Origin of the sequence: Brucella thiophenivorans, assembly GCF_002252445.1 — a bacterium.
GTDB classification, from domain to species: domain Bacteria; phylum Pseudomonadota; class Alphaproteobacteria; order Rhizobiales; family Rhizobiaceae; genus Brucella; species Brucella thiophenivorans.
The window spans coordinates 487,306-506,377 of record NZ_NNRJ01000015.1; the positions used below are offsets into that span (position 1 = coordinate 487,306).

Here is a 19,072-nt window from a genome sequence, read left to right on the forward strand (position 1 = left end):
TTGCGGTTTTTAGAATTCGCATAAATACAAATTCTTAAGCCTTCACCATGATATGGGCTGATTGTAAGTCACGTAAAGGACGATGTTTTAAATTTTGGAACGATACTGAATGCGAACAATATCGCCTATGATTTAAGGCAGACCAGGGAGCTGCGATGAGTGAGAACAACGACGAGGCAAGTGTGGAAGTTGTGGAGGAAGAAAGCCTTTTCGCGCCGCTTCTTCGGGTTAAAGGAGTGCTCCTTGCAGGTGTGGTGCTTGTCACGTGCATTCTGGCTCTGGATTTGCCGATCTGGTTTCGTGCAGCACTTCTGGTTTTGGTGATGATCGGCGTGGTTTGGGTCTCAAGTGCTACGCGTGATGATGAGCCAGTCCGTAAGCAGGAGCAAAAACAGCAGGTTAATGAAATGTCGGAAGTGTCGGGTGCGCGCCTGGCTGATCTTCTGACTGATCCGATGATTGTATTCGATCATCGCGGCACCGTGCTCTTTGTCAACGCGATGGCAACGGAAGCATTTCAGTCGCTCGAGGCGGGAACTGCTCTATACTTACGTTTTCGAGCACCGGAGATGCATACGCTCATTCAAAGCGTCATTACAGACGGTGAGCCACGCAGCATCGATTATTTTGAGCGCGTGCCGACTGATCGCTGGTATAAGGCGATGGTTAAGGCGCTGCGCAATGCCGAAGGTCAACCAGAGCTCTTTGTGCTGCTGTTTCGTGACCAGAGTGAAACGCGTCGTATCGACCGAATGCGTTCAGATTTTATCGCGAACGCAAGTCATGAATTGCGCACGCCATTGGCCTCCTTGCTTGGCTTTATTGAAACCCTGCAAGGCCCGGCGCGTAACGACTCTGCGGCACGCGAACGTTTTCTCGGTATCATGCAGAAGCAGGCAGAACGTATGTCGCGCCTGATCGACGATCTTTTGTCGCTTTCCCGGCTCGAAATGCGTGCACATCTTGCAGTTACTGAATGTGTAGACTTGACGGCCGTGCTTAATCATGTCGCTGATACTTTAAGCCCGCTTGCCGCAGGCCTTGATGTGACCATCGAACGTGAACTTCCGGATCATCCGGTGAATGTGACAGGAACACGGGATGAACTCATTCAGGTGTTTCAGAACCTTGTCGAAAATGCTTGCAAATACGGGCAGGGCGGTAAGCGGGTAATTCTGCGTCTTGATGAAGAGCAGACTGAAAATGCGTTGGAAGTTGTGGCTTCGGTGCAGGATTTTGGTCCCGGCATTGCTACAGAGCATCTGCCGCGTCTGACTGAGCGCTTTTATCGTATTGATGTTGAGACAAGCCGTGCACAAAAGGGCACTGGTCTTGGGCTTGCCATCGTCAAGCATATTCTGGCCCGCCATCGTGGACGCCTTGTCGTGCGTTCTCAGCTTGGCGAAGGCTCTACCTTCCTTGTAAGGTTGCCAAAGCGCAGCTAGCGCATGTCTCCCAAAAGTGGGAACCTATTTTGGGATAAAGACATCTGTAAAAACAAAAGGATAGAGCGAACGCGGTGGATACGATTAAGCGCGAAACGCTCTAGGGTTTCCCAGCAAAAGTCTGAAGCGGCTTTGGCTGGATAGTGCATAAAAAATAGATTGAGCGGCTCTTAATATTCCGTCTGAACAGGCACCGCGATAATAAAACTTTGACCGCAAAGAAAAGCCCCGGCCGCATGTCTGCTCCGGGGCCTTTTGGCGCTTCTAACTTAATTCAGCGTGCGCGGCGACGTTCTGCCGTTGGCTGAAAAGCAAGCTTTGAATGATAACCGCAATATGGGCTGGATTCACCGGACTCACTTCCGCAGAAGTGAAAGTCGTCATTGAGGGGGTCGCCGATTGGCCATTTGCAGGTGCGCTCGCTAAGCTGCAAAAGCGTCAGCTTGCGGGAGATTGGAACCACAACATCAGATGTCGGTCGAACGGCCCGCTGGGTAACGGCATCTTCAACATATTCCATCTGCAACGCGGTTGCACCAACGGTCTGTGTAACCGTTGCGGTACGAATGGTCGTGGTCGCTTGCGGGCGGCCTGCGCCATTGGTCTGTGTTGTTGCTGCTGGACGTGGCGTTGCCGCAACAGTATTGACTTTCTTGCTGCGCGGGGCTGCGGTCGTTGTTTTGCCTCGACCTGACAGCTTTAGGCGGTGCACTTTACCAATCACGGCGTTACGGCTGACGCCGCCAAGCTGCGCTGCGATCTGGCTTGCACTCAAGCCTTCGTTCCATAATTTCTTTAGCAGTTCGACGCGCTCATCTGTCCAGTTCATCGCCCTGGGCTCCAATCAATTTTCGTTATCCGGAATCCACCGCTGTTCCCGGATTGCTCCAGGTACAATCACTATATCTATCCGGGTGACTTGGTCTGCCGCACGAAATGTAGCTTTTTTCTTTAAAAAGAAACTACATTAATGTGCGACTCCATGACAAGGGATAGCCCTGTCAGGTGGATTCCATTTTTATGGTTTTCCCCAACTTGGATGATAATGACGGTTTTTCTGAGTCAGCTTTTGATATTTCAAGCGAGCTTTTCAGAACCATTATCCGTTGAGGACAACATCTGGCGTCTATATATAGCCCCGATCTTCAAAACGCCACCCCTGGGAGCGCATAGGTGGTATCTTATACCCCGCATATACCTCGCCTTATATAATGTGTGCTTTCCTGCATGAACTCATGCATAAAGATGCATGATTATCCCGACGGGCTTTGATTGACATTTTTTTTGCGAGCGCCAATATACGGGCGGGATTAAATATTGCCGCCCTGAGGGCGGCTTTTTATTTCCATGGAGCGCCTGCGCCAGATCAGGCACACAAGGTCGCTCCAACACTTAATGGGAAACGCTGCCTGACCGGCTCTGCTGGAGGCGCTGCATTTACAAGGCTTATGGAGGCCTGCTGCAATGACCGACGTTACGACTGTGCAACCGCTTTACGACACCTATAATCGTGCGGCTCTGCGCTTCGAGCGAGGTGAGGGCGTCTGGCTGATTACCGAAAGCGGCGAGCGTTATCTCGATTTTGCGGCAGGCATCGCGGTTAATTCGCTCGGCCATTCGCATCCGCATCTGGTCAATACACTCAAAGATCAGGCCGACAAGCTATGGCACCTGTCGAACCTTTATGAAGTTCCGGGCCAGGAAAAGCTGGGTCAGCGTCTGGTTGATGCAACCTTTGCAGACAAAGTATTCTTCACCAATTCCGGCGCAGAAGCGATTGAATGCGCGATCAAGACTGCGCGCCGCTATCATTATGTGAACGGAAATCCTGAGCGTTTCCGCGTCATCACCTTTGAAGGTGCATTCCACGGCCGTACGCTGGCTACGATTGCTGCTGGCGGTCAGGCCAAATACCTTGAAGGTTTTGGCCCTAAGGTTGATGGTTTCGATCAGGTGCCGTTTGGCGATGAAGCAGCACTGCGCGCTGCAATTACTGATGAAACCGCAGCAATTCTGCTTGAGCCTGTGCAGGGCGAGGGCGGTCTGCGTGGTTTCCCTGAAGAATTCATGCGCCTTATTCGCCAGATTTGCGATGACAAGGGCCTTATGCTGATCCTCGACGAAGTGCAGACTGGCGTTGGCCGTACCGGTAAGCTCTTTGCCCATGAATGGTCGGGGATTAAGCCGGACATTATGGCCGTTGCGAAAGGCATTGGCGGTGGTTTTCCGATGGGCGCATGTCTTGCAACGGCAGAAGCTGCCAAAGGCATGACCGCTGGCGTGCATGGCACGACCTATGGCGGCAATCCACTTGCTATGGCGGTCGGCAATGCTGTGCTCGACGTTGTTCTGGCCGATGGCTTCCTTGAAAATGTTCAGGAAACTGCGCTGACGCTGAAACAGGGCCTTGCATCAATCATCGACTGTTACCCGAATGTCGTTTCGGAAATCCGTGGTCGCGGTCTTCTGATGGGCATCAAATGCGTTGTACCAAACGTGACGCTCATTCAGGCATTGCGCGACGAGAATTTCTTGAGCGTTGGCGCTGGTGATAATGTTATTCGTCTTCTGCCGCCGCTCGTTACGACCCCAGAAGAAGCGCGTGAAGCCTTAAATCGCATTGAAGCGGCTGTAGAGCGGCTTTCCGTTGTAAATCCGATCAGTAAGACGGCGTGAGATCATGGCGAATAACGGTATTAAGCACTTTACTGACTTGTCTGCTGTTTCGTCATCGGAACTGCGTTTCATCATGGAAGATGCCAAGGCTCGCAAGGCGCGTCTGAAAGCTGGTGAAATCGAAAAACCTTTTGCTGGCAAGGTGCTGGCAATGATTTTCGAAAAGCCGTCCACCCGTACCCGCGTGTCGTTTGATGTTGGTATGCGCCAGCTTGGCGGCGAAACGATCATGCTCACCGGGTCGGAAATGCAGCTTGGTCGCAGTGAGACAATTGCAGACACGGCAAAGGTGCTTTCGCGTTACGTCGATGCAATCATGATCCGTACAACATCGCATGATCGCATGCTGGAGTTGGCCGAACATGCGACCGTTCCGGTAATTAATGCACTGACCGACGACACGCACCCTTGTCAGATCATGGCCGACGTTCTTACATATGAGGAACATCGCGGCTCGATCAAAGGCAAGACCTTTGCCTGGATGGGGGACGGTAACAACGTTCTTCATTCGCTTGTGGAAGCCGCGGCGCGTTTTGATTTCAACGTCAATATCGCAACGCCGGAAGGCAGCGAGCCGAAGCATCAATACATCGATTGGGCAAAGGCAAACGGCGCGACCATCCTGTCCACAGCGGACCCTCTCAAGGCGGTCGACGGTGCAGATTGCATTGTCACCGACACTTGGGTTTCCATGGGACAGGAAGGTCATGCCCGTGGCCACAATGTTTTCATGCCCTATCAGGTCAATGAGCGACTGATGGCTAAAGCTGATCCCGAGGCGCTTTTCATGCACTGCCTTCCCGCGCATCGCGGCGAAGAAGTGACCAATGAGGTGATCGACGGCCCGCAATCGGTCGTCTTTGATGAAGCTGAAAACCGGCTCCATGCCCAGAAAGCCATTCTGGCCTGGTGTCTGCAAGGCAGCTTGGGAGCATAAATTGTCTGACAAGATCAGTCACGCACATAAGAAAGTCGAGGATATCCAGATTGCACTGGAAGACCTGGATCTTGCCGGTGACGATGCCGTTGTACCCTTTCAGGTGGAAGGGCTCGACGTGCGTGGTCGCGCAGTACAACTGGGCGGCAGCATCGACGCCATTCTGAAACGCCATAACTACCCGGAACATGTTGCCCAACTTCTCGCGGAAGCAACGGTTTTGACTGTGCTGTTAGGTACATCCTTGAAGTTTGAAGGCAAGTTCATCTTCCAGACCCAGTCTGATGGTCCGGTTGATATGCTGGTCGTGGATTTTCGTACCCCGCATTCCGTTCGTGCCTATGCACGTTTTGATGCGGACCGCGTCAATGAAGCCGTGTCTTCGGGCAAGATACGACCAGAAGAGCTGCTCGGTCGTGGCACGCTCGCCTTCACGGTCGATCAGGGATCTCATATGCAGCGCTATCAGGGCATTGTTGCGCTGGATGGTTCGACGCTGGAAGAGATTGCACGCACCTATTTCCGTCAGTCGGAACAGATTCCGACCGATATGAAATTAAGCGTTGCCAAGCTCATCGAGCGTGGCAGTGATGGCAAGCTGGTGGAGCGTTGGCGGGCTGGTGGGTTGATCATCCAGTTTCTGCCGGAATCTGACTGGCGTTCGCGTGTGCCTGACCTTCCCGGTGGCGATGGCGACGAGAACACCATTGTCCGCGATCTGGAAGATGATGGCTGGAATGAAGCGCGTTCGCTGGTTGGTACGATTGAGAGTTCGGAACTGACTGATCCGCAGGTTGGCTCAGAACGTCTGCTTTATCGTCTGTTTCATGAGCGCGGCGTTCGCATTTATGAATCTATACGGGTCGATGATGATTGCGCGTGTTCACGTGAGAAAATCGAAGGCGTATTTATGAATTTCTCAGCAGAGGAAATTCAGGATAGCGTCGAGGATGGTAAAATCTCTGTAACTTGCGAATTCTGCTCTAAAACTTATGAGTTTGATCCAGCGCAGTTTGCAAAATAGAATAAAAGAAAGGCGCTATTATCAATAGCGCCTTTTTCAGTTCAAGGTGCGGCGCGCTTCGGGAATATCGAGTGAGAAAGCCGGAATATCGACCTGAAATGCATTTCCATCGGAAGTTTGCATTTCATAATGTCCGAGCATAACGCCGGATGTGGTGCCGAGTGGACAACCTGAAGAATATTGATAGGAATCACCCGGGTTAAGCGTGGGCTGTTCTCCGATAACACCAGCGCCTCGCACCTCTTCAATGCGGCCATTGCCATCGGTGATCTGCCAGTAACGCGAGCGCAACTGCACCTTTTCAGACGAATTATTGGCTATTGTGATCCGATAGCCCCAGACATAGCGGCTTTCTTCTGGCTCGGACTGGTCTTCGAGATAAAACGGTTCCGCCGTTACTTCAATATCCCGCGTTACCGCTCTGTACATACGCACCCGCCTTTAAATCATACCGTGTCGCTGTCTTCTATCGCCAAAGTTGCGGGTAAGGTCAATGATTTGTGGCTGCAATTGCCGGAATGTTCCGGCAATTGCTCTACTAGAGCTATCAATCAGCGAGCAGCGGCAAGCGCTTCCAGCACGTCCTCAACAAGATCATCCTGATCTTCGAGGCCAACCGAGATACGCAGCATACCGTCAGAAATGCCGAGTTCTGCACGTGCTTCATCGGTGAGGCTCTGATGTGTGGTTGTTGCCGGATGGGTGATGATGCTCTTTGCGTCGCCCAAATTGTTGGAAATGCTGAAAACCTGCAATGCATTTTCAAACTTGAATGCAGCTTCCTTGCCGCCTTCGAGTTCCAGCGCAATCAGTGTAGAGCCACCGGTCATCTGCTTCGCGATGATATCAGCTTGCGGGTGATCGGCACGGCCCGGATAAATGACCTGCTTCACACCTGCCTGACCAGCAAGCGCATCGGCAACAGCTGCCGCCGACTGCGTCTGCTGACGCACGCGAACGCCCAGAGTTTCGAGGCCTTTGAGCATGATCCATGCATTAAAAGGGCTCATGCCCGGACCCGTATGACGGAAGTAAGGCTGTAGCACTTCTTCAGTCCATTCCTGATCGGAGAGGATGATCCCACCGAGGCAACGGCCCTGACCATCAATGTGTTTGGTGGTCGAATAGACGACGATATGCGCGCCGAGTTCCAGCGGCTTCTGGTAGAGCGGCGTTGCAAATACGTTATCGACGATCAGCTTTGCGCCGATTTCATTGGCAATCTCTGCGACAGCCGCAATGTCGATAATCTCAAGCGTCGGGTTCGACGGGCTTTCGAGCAGCATCACTTTGGTGTTCGGACGAACAGCTGCTTTCCAGTTTTCAATCTTCGAGCCGTCGATGATTGAGAACTCAACGCCGTAGCGTGGCAGCAGCGTTTCAATAATGTAGCGCGACGAGCCAAACACGGCGCGCGCACAGATGACGTGCTCGCCAGCCTGTATCTGACAAAGAATAGAGGCCGCGACTGCCGACATGCCGGAGGTGAAGGCGCGTGCATCTTCTGCACCTTCAAGCGCGCACATCCGCTTTTCAAACATGTCTGTGGTTGGGTTGGCGTAACGCGAATAGATGAAACCCGGGTCTTCGCCTGTGAATCGTGCTTCAGCGGCTTCTGCCGTCGGGTAAAGAAAGCCCTGCGTCAGATAGAGGGCTTCGGACAACTCTGCAAAGCCCGAACGCAGCGATCCTGCATGAACGAGCTGAGTTGCCGGGCGTAACTTACGGGTAGTCTTATTCGTCATTTTATCCAACCTGTCGAAAGCTGGTCGGCCGGGGCAATCATGCCTCGGCGGCCAATAAAAAACCGGCCTTGCGAATACACAAAAGGCCGGTTACGAACCGCGGCCTTATTTTAGCGAATTCTTTAACGTGGCTGCAAGCCGGCCGGCCAAATCACCACGGAACACTTTTTCCTTATGCCTCTTGAGCGGGGTCGTCAATGCCAGAAGATGCGCAGATGCTGGAAAATAAGCAATTTGACATCCCTTTCAGCGCGTGAAAGCTGGGGAAATAGACTCAAAATGCTGGTCTTGCGGCATTCAAGCGGTCAATGGTCTTAAACCTATTTTAAGTAATTCACGGAGTTGAGTGGCATGACGCAGAGGGAAGCAGGAATTCTGGCAGATGCGGATATTGCTGCACTGTTTGAAAGCGGTTTGCTCAAATCTCAGCGTCCGCTTGATGCCGATCAGATTCAGCCTGCAAGCCTTGATCTGCGGTTGGGTGCGAAAGCCTATCGTGTGCGCGCATCCTTCATGCCCGGTCCGGGAACCCCTGTCATCGACAAGCTGGAACGCCTGAAGCTGCACGAGATCGACCTGAGTGCCGGTGCGGTGCTTGAAACCGGCTGCGTTTATATCGTGCCGTTGCTTGAAAGCCTGTCGCTTTCACCGGAACTGTCTGCATCTGCCAATCCGAAAAGCTCGACCGGTCGCCTCGATATTTTTACGCGGGTCATCACCGACGGCGCGCAGGAGTTCGACAAGGTGCCAGCTGGCTATAATGGTCCGCTTTATCTTGAAGTCAGTCCGCGCACCTTCCCGATTGTTGCCCGCACCGGCTCGCGCCTGTCGCAAATCCGTTTCCGTCAGGGACGTGCGCATTTGAGCGAAGCGGAACTTGCCGACCTTCATAAGAACGAAACGCTGGTTGCGTCGGAAATGCCGAATATTTCCGGCGGCGGCATCGCGCTTTCGGTCGATCTTTCGGGAGATGCAAACAAGCTCATCGGTTATCGCGGCAAGCATCACACGGCGGTTGTTGATGTGGATAAGCGCGCAGCCCATGAAGTTTTGGATTTCTGGGAGCCGATCTATGATCGCGGCTCACGCGAACTGGTGCTCGACCCGGATGAATTCTACATCCTTGTTTCGCGCGAAGCGGTGCATGTGCCGCCGCTTTTTGCTGCCGAAATGACGCCTTTTGACCCGCTGGTTGGTGAGTTCCGCGTGCATTATGCTGGCTTCTTTGATCCGGGTTTTGGTCACACCGCTGCTGGTGGAACGGGGAGTCGTGCGGTCTTGGAAGTGCGCAGTCATGAAGTCCCGTTCATTCTTGAACATGGGCAGATTGTCGGTCGTCTTGTTTATGAGCATATGTTGAATCGCCCGAAGGCGCTTTATGGCCTTGATCTTGGATCAAACTATCAGGCGCAGCAGCTCAAGCTCTCCAAGCATTTCAGGTGATTGCGTTCTTCCCGGTTCGGTCTCTATAAAATAGGGAATAGGTGGAGGACTGCTTGGGTGAGAAATGGGAAGGAAGAGGTTCGGGAAAACACAGCAGATGCGCCAGTGCGTCGCTTGTCTGTTGGGATTGTCGCATTGCCGGGGTTTACGCTGACGGCACTCAGCCTGTTTCTCGATCCGTTCCGCCTTGCAGCAGATGATCGCGACAAAAGTCGTCAGATCAGATGCGGGTGGAAAATCTGCACATTGTCGGGCGATCCGGTCACGTCCAGTTCTGGCATGGTGATTGAGCCAACTGCGCCCATTGGTGAGCTGGATGAGTGCGATTATGTGGCGGTTGTCGGTGGTATTCTCGCGCAATATCGTCCGCGTCAACAGGCGCTGATTGATCTTATCAAACGGGCAGACAAGCGCGGCAAGACAGTTGTAGGGCTTTGCACGGCGGCGTTTTTGTTGGCGGAAGGCGGCTTGCTGGATGACCGCAACTGCTGCGTAAGCTGGTTCCACCGCGACGATTTTATCGATCTTTTTGATGGCTATTTTGCCGATACGACAAGCCTGTTTCATCGCAGTGGGCGGCATTATACCTGTGCGGGTGGCTTGGGCGCGGCATCACTTTCCCTTTCGATCATCCAGAATGAAATTTCCGAGGAGTTGGCACGTAAAAGCGCGTCCATTCTGATGATCCCTTATGAACTGGTGCGTTCAGAACAGCCGGCATTAAGCTTCAATGGTGTTCGCTCGCCAATGATCCGCAAGGCGATCCGCATTTTCGAGGAAACGCTGGAAGAGCCGGTGCCGATGATTGATGTCGCGCACAGGCTTGGTATTTCCGTGCGCCAGATGGAGCGCGGTTTTCGCATGGCGATAGGCCGCACGGCATTTGAGGTGCGCGAAGAGCTGCGGGTCAAGAAGGCGCGTGAACTCCTGTCTGAAACCGGGCTTTCGCTACTGGAAGTGGCCGTCGCGAGCGGCTTTACCGATACGCGCAGCATGAACCGCTCCTTTGTTCGTCAGAAGCAGAAACCGCCGCGCGATTATCGCAAACAGCGGTGATTTTCGGAGATTACTTGCGAAGCATCGTACGAGAGCATATTTCTTGCGCCATATTAATGTGAATCTGCCAGCTTGGCAGAAACCCCAATGCAGGAGATTTGCATGTCTGATGGTGTGAACCGTTTTCTTGGAGACTCGCCCGCACGCGTGTTGATAAAGCTTGTACTGATCTCGCTGGTGGTTGGCGTGGTGATGAGCGCATTCCACTGGACGCCTTATGATATTCTCTATGGCATCCGAGATTTTGTGCTGCGCCTCTGGAATATGGGCTTCTCAGCCATTGCAGGTTTTGCCGATTATCTCATTCTCGGTGCGGCAGTCGTTATTCCTGCCTTTATTTTGCTCCGAATTCTCAGCTACCGGAAATAGCTCGAGTATTTCCAGCAAAAGTGCGAAGCGGTTTTGCGTGGGATAATGCGCAACCCCAAGTATCTCAGAAGCCGGAAAAATGCAGCAGAACAACAGTTTTACTCTCTCCCGGCGCGGATTTTTGATCCTCGCCGGTGGGGCTCTCGCTTTCGCAGCTTTGCCGAAAGGCTTTGCAGAAGCCGCCACTGATGTTGATCCAACGGCGCTGTTTAATCAGATCCGCAAATCCAATGGTTTGTCTTCCATGGCGACCGACAGCAAGCTTGAGAAAGCAGCGCTTTATCAGGCGCGGCGCATGGCAGCGTATGGCAAGATCGGCCACTCTGTCGGCTGGGGGAATGGGTTCGTTTCGCGGCTTAAGCAAGCGGGCATTCGTGGTCCAGCCGCAGAAAACGTGGCTTCCGGCCAGCCCAACACGCAAGCCGTTTTCGATGCCTGGATGAAATCGCCCGGCCATCGCAAGAACATGCTTGACCCAACGTTTGGGCATTACGGCCTTGCCTGGGCGACGCCTGAAAACAATCCACGTCGCCTTTACTGGGCGATGATGCTGGGCCTCTGAATATTGTTGAACGCGCTCCTGACATAAGGCTGTCAGGGCTGCGACAATGCGGTGGCCGAATTCTCTGTCGTTTTGAATGATTCCAGCATAGAGCTTCTCCTGATCTTGTTTGAATTTTGGGAAAGCCGGGGATCGGATGCTGCACGACCAAAGCATTGTTTCCAAACCATTTGAAGTGACCAATCGCATGGTGATGATGATCGCCGTGCCAATGACACTTGCCGCCGTCACCACACCTTTGCTGGGGTTGGTGGATATGGGCGTGGTCGGTCAAATGGGGCAGGCAGAGCTGATTGGCGGCCTAGCCATAGGCGCGCTGGTTTTTGACTTTCTGCTGACCATGTTCAGCTTTCTGCGCTCCGGCACAACCGGGCTTGTCGCTCAGGCGATGGGCGCTGGCGATAAGGCGGAAGAACAGGCCATCTTCTGGCGGGCAATCGTCATTGCCATTGCAGCCGGTATCCTGATGATCATTACCCTGCCGCTGACGTTAAAAGTTGCATCTGATTTCATTCATCCAACCGCTGCCACGCAGGAGGCGATGGTCACTTATGTATCGATCCGTATGCTTTCAGCGCCTGTGGCACTGATTAATTATTCGGTGCTTGGCCTGCTGCTTGGACGCGGACAGGGCATTTTGGGGCTAAGCCTTCAGGTGCTGATCAATGGCATCAATATCGTGCTCTGCATTATTCTCGGGTTGGAACTCGGCTGGGGTGTGGCCGGTGTTGCATGGGCAACGGTGACGGGTGAAACAGTAGCGGCGATTGTCGGTCTCTTCCTCGTCATGCGGCATTTCCACAAGCAGACGGGGCGTCACCCTGATGTCAAGCAGATTTTGGATAAGACGGGCATCGTGCGGATGATCGCGCTTAATCGCGACATCATGATCCGCTCGATCCTGCTTTTGGCAGCCTTTGCTTATTTTACCCGTGCAGGTTCTGAACTTGGGCCGGTCACGCTTGCGGCTAATGCAGTTCTGATGAACTTCTTCCTGATTTGCGGCTTCTTTCTTGATGGAATGGCCGCAGCGGTCGAGCAAATCGTGGGCCGCTCGGTTGGCGCACGCTATAGCCCGGCTTTCGTGCGTGGTGCGAAGCTCACTTTTGTTTGGGGGCTGGTGATGGCCAGCTTGATTGCATTCATTTTGCTGGTGTTTGGTGATGCGATTATCGACCTTCTGTCGAAGGCTTCCGATGTGCGCGATGAGGCGATCAAATATCTGCCATGGGCGGCATTAACCGGACTGACCGGCTTACTCGCATTCCATATGGATGGGGTTTACATCGGCGCAACATGGTCGCGCGATATGCGCAACATGATGTTCTTCTCGCTGATATTCTTTTTGGCGGTGCTTTATGCAGTAAAGCCCGTGATGGGAAATCACGGGCTTTGGCTGGCGATCAATTTGTTCTTGTCGATCCGCGGCATCACGCTTTTGGCGTTGCTACCACGTAGGTACAGAACAGAGTTTTTTAAAACCTAAGCCGGCAGACGGCGCGCGGCCCATTCCTTCGTGTCGCGGTCGCGCAGATCAGCAATGCTGGCGACACCTGCGGTTTTGACGGCGTCTGAAAGTCCGCGCACGATGTCTGAGGCAAGGCCCGGACCGCGATAGATCATGCCGGTATAAAGCTGAATAAGATCAGCACCAGCTTTGATCTTGGTCAGAGCGGTTTCAGCACTATCTATACCGCCGACGCCGATCAACGGCATGTCGGCACCGACGCGCTCACGCATGCGCGCCAGAATAATCGTCGAACGCTCAAACAGCGGCACGCCGGAAAGACCACCGGCTTCTTCGCGGTTGTCAGCACTTTTCAAGCCATTGCGCGAAAGCGTTGTGTTGGAAACGATAATACCGTCGAGCTTCTGCTCAAGCGCTTCTGTTGCAATATCGTCGAGTTCGTCATCGGAAAGATCAGGTGCAATCTTGAGGAAGACCGGACGCTTGAGCGTGCACATCTTGCCTTCTTCATCGCGCGCAGCAAGCACACGCGAGAGCAGCTCACGCAGCGCATCGCGTGATTGCAGATTGCGCAGGCCCGGCGTGTTGGGCGAAGAAATATTGACGGTGAAATATCTGGCAAGCTGATAGAATTTGCGAATACCGGCCACATAATCGCCGATACGATCCTCGGCATCCTTATTGGCACCGATATTGACGCCGACGATGCCGCTTTTGCCAGCGCGCTGTGACAGGCGCTTGAACGCCGCATCATGGCCTTCATTGTTGAAGCCGAGGCGGTTGATGACGGCGCGATCATCAACCAGACGGAAAATGCGTGGGCGCGGATTGCCGCTCTGCGGACGAGGTGTGATAGTTCCGACTTCCGTAAAGCCAAAACCTACCTTCAAAAGCGCATCCGGCACTTCAGCATTCTTGTCATAGCCTGCGGCCATGCCAACTGGATTGGGAAACTGTAGCCCTGCGATCTTTACGCTAAGAGCTGGGTCATCCGGCCGATTGCAGGTGACGATACCTGTTTTCAGTCCGGCGATGGACAGACCATGCGCTTGCTCGGCGTCGAGCGTAAACAATGCACGTCGGCCGATAGTTTCAAAAATCCCGCTCATTTGTTTTCCAGCTCCGGGAAGATATGGAGACCATTTTTATCAAGCGGCAATGGCCCGACTTTTATCACTGCCGATAAAGGCAGCGCGGCATAAAGATGCGGAAACAACGCACCGCCACGCGAGACTTCATATGTGAGCGCATCACCCAAAACAGCGGCGTCTACGCTTATAAGCAGCAGATCCGTTTGCCCGGCAAAATGTTTGGCGGCTGTTTCACGCACCTGTTCATGGGTGGAGAAATGTATATAGCCATCGGCAATATCAACTGGTGCACCGGTAAAAGTGCCAGCCTTTTCTGCCTGCGCCCAGAGATCGCGCGGGGCGATCTTGTAAATGGTCGTTTTGGTCATGGCAGCTCTCTATCCCGAATTTATTTGAAAATCAAAGCATGGCTTGTTCGTTTTTCTTGCATAGCTCCCATATGATGTGGGACGCTTAAAAAATGCTCTGAAGGAGTTCGAACCATGTCTGGCAAAAATATGCCGTTAATTTGCACCTTGGCTGTCGCTTCATTGCTTGGGTTTAGCAGCGCTTATGCGCAGGACAATGGGCGCTATCGCCTTGAAGGCACGGAAACTGGCTATGTGCGGCTTGATACGCGCACAGGCGCGCTTTCGGTTTGCAACGAGCAGCAGGGTCAACTCATCTGCAAAATGGCGACCGAAGACCGCGAAGCTTATGAGAACGATATTTCTGATTTGCAGGGCAGGGTGAAAAAGCTTGAGGACAAGCTTGCAGCGGTTGAATCGGGCGCTGCATCGGCCACGCCTTCCAAGCTGCCCTCGGAAGCAGAGTTCGAGCAATCGCTTGGTTATATGGAGCGTTTTATGCGCCGCTTCATGGATGTTGCAAAAAGCTTTGATAGTGAGCCTGAGAAGCCTGCGGACGGCGCACAACAGTGACGATCTGATAATTTAGTAGGCCTTGCGCGTTGTCTATGAAAATGCTTGCCTTCCCTAGTGTGGTGAATTTGTAGTTCCTACCATGTGTGTTGCATGCACTTTTAGGAACTTCAAATTCATAAGCCATACTAGTCTGTTTTCCCAATAGAGGTAAACGGTAGGGGAGGATAGTCCGGCAATGCAGGGCTGGGGAATTTTAGGCGTCGCATTTCTGTATCTGTTGATGCTGTTCGCTGTGGCCAGCATTGGCGATAGACAAGCTGCGCGCTGGAGCAGCGCCCCGCGCCCCTATATCTATGCGCTGAGCCTTGCGGTCTATTGCACCTCGTGGACGTTTTTCGGCTCCGTTGGCTTGTCTGCTCAACGCGGGCTTGAGTTTTTAGGCATCTATATCGGCCCCATTCTGGTTTTCACGCTCGGCAACCGATTATTGCGTCATATCGTGCGGCTGGCCAAAGCCGAGCACATTACCTCTATCGCCGATTTTCTGGCTGCGCGTTATGGCAAAAGCTTTGGCGTGGCGTCGCTTGCCACCGCAATTGCTGCCGTTGGCTCCATTCCCTATATCGCGCTGCAACTCAAAGCCGTTTCGGGCAGTGTCGGTCTGGTGATGGAGCATTATGGCTCGGCCTTTGATCCATCATCCTTTGTGTTTGGCGATATTTCATTGCCGGTGGCTGCGGTTCTCGCGGTCTTTGCGATCCTGTTTGGTACCCGACATACCGATGCCACCGAACATCAGAACGGACTCATTTTGGCTGTCGCGCTAGAATCAGTCATCAAACTTTGCGCATTTCTGACGGTAGGATTGGCCTGTACATTTTTTCTGTTTGGCTCGCCGGGCGAGCTTATCGACAAGATTTCGCAATCGCCAGCAGCGCTTGATGCCTTCCACTACGAAACATCTATTGGCACATGGATCGTACATACGATGCTGAGTGCCGCAGCCATCATCATGCTGCCGCGCCAGTTTCATGTGACGGTTGTTGAAAGTCGCAGCGAAAAAGAGCTGCGAACGGCCTTCTGGCTGTTTCCGCTTTATCTGATCCTGATCAATATTTTTGTTTTCCCGATTGCGCTGATCGGCGTGATGACGCTCGGCAACACGGTGAGCGGCGATCTGTACGTTCTGGCACTTCCCTTGTCCGCCGGTGCGCACTGGCTGGCATTGATCGCCTTTCTCGGTGGATTGTCTGCGGCAACGGCCATGGTCATTGTTGCCTGCGTTGCGCTCTCGATCATGATCTCGAACCATCTTGTTCTGCCGCTGATCATTCGCAGGCTTGCAGTCCGCCATCCGACCGAACAGCGCGATCTGACAATGATTATTTTGAATACGCGGCGGCTGACGATTATTGGCATTCTGGCGCTGGCATTCGTCTATTACCGCATGGCGTCGAACAACATTCACCTTGCATCCATCGGTCTCATATCCTTTGCGGCCATTGCGCAGTTCGTCCCTTCTTTTATCGGTGGCCTGTTCTGGCGCAACGCCAATGGACGCGGCGCGATGCTGGGTCTTTCCGCAGGCTTTCTCATCTGGGCATATACGTTGCTTCTGCCAACGGTTGCACCAGAAGATGCGGCTATCCTGCGCGACGGCTTTCTTGGCTTTACGGCGTTGCGCCCCGAAGCACTTTTTGGCACAGACGCACTGCCACTGACCCATGGCGTGTTATGGAGTTTGGCTGCCAATACATTGTTTTATCTCCTGGGTTCGCTGTCGCGTGCATCAACGCCGCTTGAGCGTATTCAGGCCAGCATATTTTTGCCACGCTATTTCATCGGCACACCGACGCTCAAGCGTTTTCGGACGACTGTAACCGTCGCAGAACTCAAAGCCACCATGGCACGTTATCTGGGCGCAGAACGTGTCGAGCGCGCTTTCATTCGCTTTGAAGGGCGAGAACAGCGCAGGCTTGACCCAGGCATGACCGTCGACACGCCGCTCATCCGCTACGCTGAGCAATTGCTGGGAACGGCGGTCGGATCATCCTCGGCGAGGCTGGTTTTATCTTTGCTGCTTAAGCGTAATGATGCGTCCGCGCGTGATGCGCGGCAATTGCTGGACGATGCTTCTGTGGCACTGCAACAAAACCGCGATCTGTTGCAGATCGCCCTCGACCAGATGGATCAGGGCATTACCGTGCTAGACAAGGATTTGCGCCTAACCTGTTGGAATCGGCAGTTCCGCGCGTTGTTTGATCTGCCCGACGAAGTAATGCAGGTCGGCATTCCCGTCTCTGAAATTGTCGAGCATTTGGGCCGCAACGGTGATCTTGCACCGCACGCCCAAAATGCTGCCATTCGTTCGCTTGCGACCTTGCGCAAACCATGGCGATTGACGCTGAAATCGACGGGTAAGGTGCTGGAGATCAATTCCAATCCGATGCCGGATGGCGGGCTTGTTGCAACCTATACCGACATCACTGCTGAGGTTGAGGCGGACTTGACGCGCCAGAAGGCGGCGGAAATGCTTGAGCAGCGCGTTGCTGACCGTACTGCCGAACTAACTGACGTGAACCAGCGATTGGCCAAGGCGCAGAGCGTTGCCGAAGAAGCCAATCTCGGCAAGACACGGTTTCTGGCGGCGGCAGGACACGACATTCTGCAACCGCTCAATGCGGCGCGGCTTTACAGCACTGCACTGGCTGAAAAGCTTGGCCGAGCCGAAACGAGCCAGCTTGCCCGCAATATTGATTCGTCGCTGGAGTCAGTCGAGGCTATTCTCGGAATGGTGCTCGACATATCGCGGCTTGATACGGGGGCATTGAAGCCTGAAGTCTCGGTGTTTCGTCTTGATAAGTTGCTCAGTCAGATTGCAACAGATTTCACGCCCATGGCGCGTAAGAAGGGCCTTAAGCTTCGTGCGGTTCCTTCAAGCATCATTGTGAAAACCGACCGCAACATGCTGCGTCGTTTGATCCAGAATCTGGTGTCCAATGCGATTAAATATAGCCGCAAGGGCGGCATCCTCTTTGGGGTGCGCAGGCGCGGCAACTTCGTGGAACTGCAAGTGCTTGATACCGGCATAGGCATTCCAAAGCAGAAGCTCAAACTTGTATTTCGCGAATTCACGCGTCTTGATGAAGGCATGCGCGAAGCCGAAGGTCTGGGCCTTGGGCTTTCCATCGTTGATCGCATTGCGCGAGTGCTGGAATTACCGCTTGCTGTCATATCTTCAACGGGGAGAGGCAGCGTTTTCACGCTGCACATTCCGGTGAGTGACGAGTCCGTGCCTGTCGAGGAAGTGGTCAACCGCAAGGGCGTAAAACGTGCATCCAGTTTGACAGGGCTTGATGTACTTTGTGTGGATAATGACGCCAATATTCTCGCTGGTATGGAAACACTTTTGACTGGCTGGGGCTGCAATGTGACGACGCTGCGCAACGGCTCCGGTTTGAAAGTTTTCTGCGTTGAGCGCGAGGTGGCGCCTGATATTATCGTGGCGGATTATCACCTCGATCATGAGAACGGGCTGGATATGATCGGCTTTGCACGTGAAAATTTTAAGCGTGACATACCGGCAATCCTGCTGACCGCTGATCGCTCCAAAGAAGTGCGCAAACGGGCCGACGACGAAAACGTCATCGTGCTGCATAAGCCTTTGCGCCCGGCAGCCTTGCGCTCATTGTTATCAAGTGCACTGCATCAGCGCTCGGCTGCGGCTGAATAAACTTATCCGGCGTCCGGTGTGAAGGCATCATTTCCAATGCGCGACAAAACGATCACCGCTTGCGTGCGACTATCAACGCCCAGCTTCTGCAAAACGGCGGAGACATGCGCCTTGACGGTCGCCTCCGACACATTCAGCTCATAGGCGATCTGCTTGTTGAGCAGGCCTTCCGCCAGCATGGTCAGAACGCGGGTCTGTTGCGGCGTCAACGTTCTGATTTTGGTGATCAGCGCTTCGATTTCCGGGTCATGTGCCTGATCAAGATCAATATCTGATGGCGTCCAGATGTCGCCTGCTAGCACGCCATTTACCGCTTCGCCTATGGTTTCCATGCTAGCGGATTTGGAAATAAAGCCCGATGCTCCCAATTCGATTGCGTGTCTGATCGTTGCAGCATCATCGGTTGCCGAAACAATAATGATCGGTAATGCAGGCTGGAGTGCTTTGAGGGTGACAAGACCAGACAGGCCCGATCCGCCAGGCATGGTCAGATCCAGCAATAGCAAATCAACATCGTCGCGTTCAGCAATCAGCTTTTTCACTGCATCGAAATCGCCAACCTCCATGATCGTTGCTTCTTCCGGCATGCCGGACAAAACCTGCCGCAATGCGCCCCTGAAAAGCGGATGGTCATCAGCGATGATAAATTGCATAAGCCTC

The 19,072-nt window shown here is 53.4% G+C and carries 17 protein-coding genes and 1 riboswitch; of the genes, 11 read left to right on the forward strand and 6 right to left on the reverse strand.

Going from position 1 to position 19,072, the window contains the following annotated elements; all coding sequences use genetic code 11:
* Nucleotides 1-155 precede the first annotated feature (155 nt).
* On the forward strand, nt 156-1,445 hold the full coding sequence (locus tag CEV31_RS07265) for an ATP-binding protein (protein WP_094506341.1): 1,290 nt from the start codon (nt 156-158) through the stop codon (nt 1,443-1,445).
* A gap of 274 nt (nt 1,446-1,719) precedes the next feature.
* Here CEV31_RS07265 and CEV31_RS07270 read toward each other — a convergent pair whose 3' ends face one another.
* Nucleotides 1,720-2,274 carry a GcrA family cell cycle regulator gene (locus CEV31_RS07270; protein WP_094506342.1) on the reverse strand — a complete coding sequence of 185 codons (555 nt, stop codon included), beginning with the start codon at nt 2,272-2,274 and terminating at the stop codon, nt 1,720-1,722.
* Between the two features lie 635 nt (nt 2,275-2,909).
* Between CEV31_RS07270 and CEV31_RS07275 the strand changes: the two genes are divergently transcribed.
* The 3 genes from CEV31_RS07275 to CEV31_RS07285 are packed head-to-tail and all read left to right on the forward strand — an operon-like array spanning nt 2,910 to nt 6,082.
* Nucleotides 2,910-4,121 (forward strand): aspartate aminotransferase family protein, encoded by a 1,212-nt coding sequence (locus tag CEV31_RS07275; RefSeq protein ID WP_094506343.1) that lies wholly within the window; start codon nt 2,910-2,912, stop codon nt 4,119-4,121.
* A 4-nt stretch (nt 4,122-4,125) separates the two neighbouring features.
* Entirely contained in the window at nt 4,126-5,058 is a 933-nt protein-coding gene (argF, locus tag CEV31_RS07280; protein WP_094506344.1) for an ornithine carbamoyltransferase, read from the forward strand.
* Between the two features lies 1 nt (nt 5,059).
* The gene (locus CEV31_RS07285) at nt 5,060-6,082 is read left to right on the forward strand and encodes an Hsp33 family molecular chaperone (protein ID WP_094506345.1); all 1,023 of its coding nucleotides are present in this window, start codon (nt 5,060-5,062) and stop codon (nt 6,080-6,082) included.
* A gap of 36 nt (nt 6,083-6,118) precedes the next feature.
* Here the strand turns inward: CEV31_RS07285 and apaG are convergent, their stop codons facing one another.
* Together apaG and CEV31_RS07295 are read right to left on the reverse strand one after the other, a co-directional pair.
* The gene (gene apaG / locus CEV31_RS07290; protein ID WP_094506346.1) at nt 6,119-6,511 is read right to left on the reverse strand and encodes a Co2+/Mg2+ efflux protein ApaG; all 393 of its coding nucleotides are present in this window, start codon (nt 6,509-6,511) and stop codon (nt 6,119-6,121) included.
* Nucleotides 6,512-6,633: 122 nt separating this feature from the next.
* On the reverse strand, nt 6,634-7,827 hold the full coding sequence (locus CEV31_RS07295) for an O-succinylhomoserine sulfhydrylase (protein WP_094506347.1): 1,194 nt from the start codon (nt 7,825-7,827) through the stop codon (nt 6,634-6,636).
* 87 nt (nt 7,828-7,914) lie between these two features.
* A riboswitch (SAM riboswitch) is annotated at nt 7,915-7,995 on the reverse strand.
* Between the two features lie 183 nt (nt 7,996-8,178).
* On the opposite strand from CEV31_RS07295, the gene CEV31_RS07300 reads away from it, so the two are divergent.
* The 5 genes from CEV31_RS07300 to CEV31_RS07320 all read left to right on the forward strand — a co-directional run bounded on the left by CEV31_RS07300 (nt 8,179) and on the right by CEV31_RS07320 (nt 12,743).
* Nucleotides 8,179-9,270 (forward strand): 2'-deoxycytidine 5'-triphosphate deaminase, encoded by a 1,092-nt coding sequence (locus tag CEV31_RS07300; RefSeq protein ID WP_094506348.1) that lies wholly within the window; start codon nt 8,179-8,181, stop codon nt 9,268-9,270.
* 57 nt (nt 9,271-9,327) lie between these two features.
* Complete coding sequence (locus CEV31_RS07305; RefSeq protein ID WP_094506349.1) at nt 9,328-10,326, forward strand: GlxA family transcriptional regulator; 999 nt, start codon at nt 9,328-9,330, stop codon at nt 10,324-10,326.
* 102 nt (nt 10,327-10,428) lie between these two features.
* Nucleotides 10,429-10,695 (forward strand): DUF6460 domain-containing protein, encoded by a 267-nt coding sequence (locus tag CEV31_RS07310; protein ID WP_094506571.1) that lies wholly within the window; start codon nt 10,429-10,431, stop codon nt 10,693-10,695.
* 79 nt (nt 10,696-10,774) lie between these two features.
* Entirely contained in the window at nt 10,775-11,257 is a 483-nt protein-coding gene (locus CEV31_RS07315) for a CAP domain-containing protein (protein ID WP_094506350.1), read from the forward strand.
* A 136-nt stretch (nt 11,258-11,393) separates the two neighbouring features.
* On the forward strand, nt 11,394-12,743 hold the full coding sequence (locus CEV31_RS07320) for an MATE family efflux transporter (RefSeq protein WP_094506351.1): 1,350 nt from the start codon (nt 11,394-11,396) through the stop codon (nt 12,741-12,743).
* On the opposite strand, the gene CEV31_RS07325 is transcribed toward CEV31_RS07320, so the two are convergent.
* Together CEV31_RS07325 and CEV31_RS07330 are read right to left on the reverse strand one after the other, a co-directional pair.
* A complete protein-coding gene (locus CEV31_RS07325) occupies nt 12,740-13,834 on the reverse strand; it encodes a quinone-dependent dihydroorotate dehydrogenase (RefSeq protein ID WP_094506352.1) in 1,095 nt (364 codons plus the stop codon). The two genes, CEV31_RS07320 and CEV31_RS07325, sit on opposite strands and share 4 nt — an antisense overlap.
* Nucleotides 13,831-14,184: a DUF952 domain-containing protein gene (locus tag CEV31_RS07330; protein ID WP_094506353.1), complete on the reverse strand. Its 354-nt coding sequence runs from the start codon at nt 14,182-14,184 to the stop codon at nt 13,831-13,833. Before CEV31_RS07330 ends, CEV31_RS07325 begins: the two co-directional genes overlap by 4 nt.
* A gap of 114 nt (nt 14,185-14,298) precedes the next feature.
* Between CEV31_RS07330 and CEV31_RS07335 the strand changes: the two genes are divergently transcribed.
* Complete coding sequence (locus CEV31_RS07335; RefSeq protein WP_210190896.1) at nt 14,299-14,736, forward strand: hypothetical protein; 438 nt, start codon at nt 14,299-14,301, stop codon at nt 14,734-14,736.
* Nucleotides 14,737-14,914: 178 nt separating this feature from the next.
* Nucleotides 14,915-18,412 carry a PAS domain-containing hybrid sensor histidine kinase/response regulator gene (locus tag CEV31_RS07340; RefSeq protein WP_094506354.1) on the forward strand — a complete coding sequence of 1,166 codons (3,498 nt, stop codon included), beginning with the start codon at nt 14,915-14,917 and terminating at the stop codon, nt 18,410-18,412.
* A 2-nt stretch (nt 18,413-18,414) separates the two neighbouring features.
* On the opposite strand, the gene CEV31_RS07345 is transcribed toward CEV31_RS07340, so the two are convergent.
* Nucleotides 18,415-19,065: a response regulator transcription factor gene (locus CEV31_RS07345; RefSeq protein ID WP_094506355.1), complete on the reverse strand. Its 651-nt coding sequence runs from the start codon at nt 19,063-19,065 to the stop codon at nt 18,415-18,417.
* Nucleotides 19,066-19,072 lie beyond the last annotated feature (7 nt).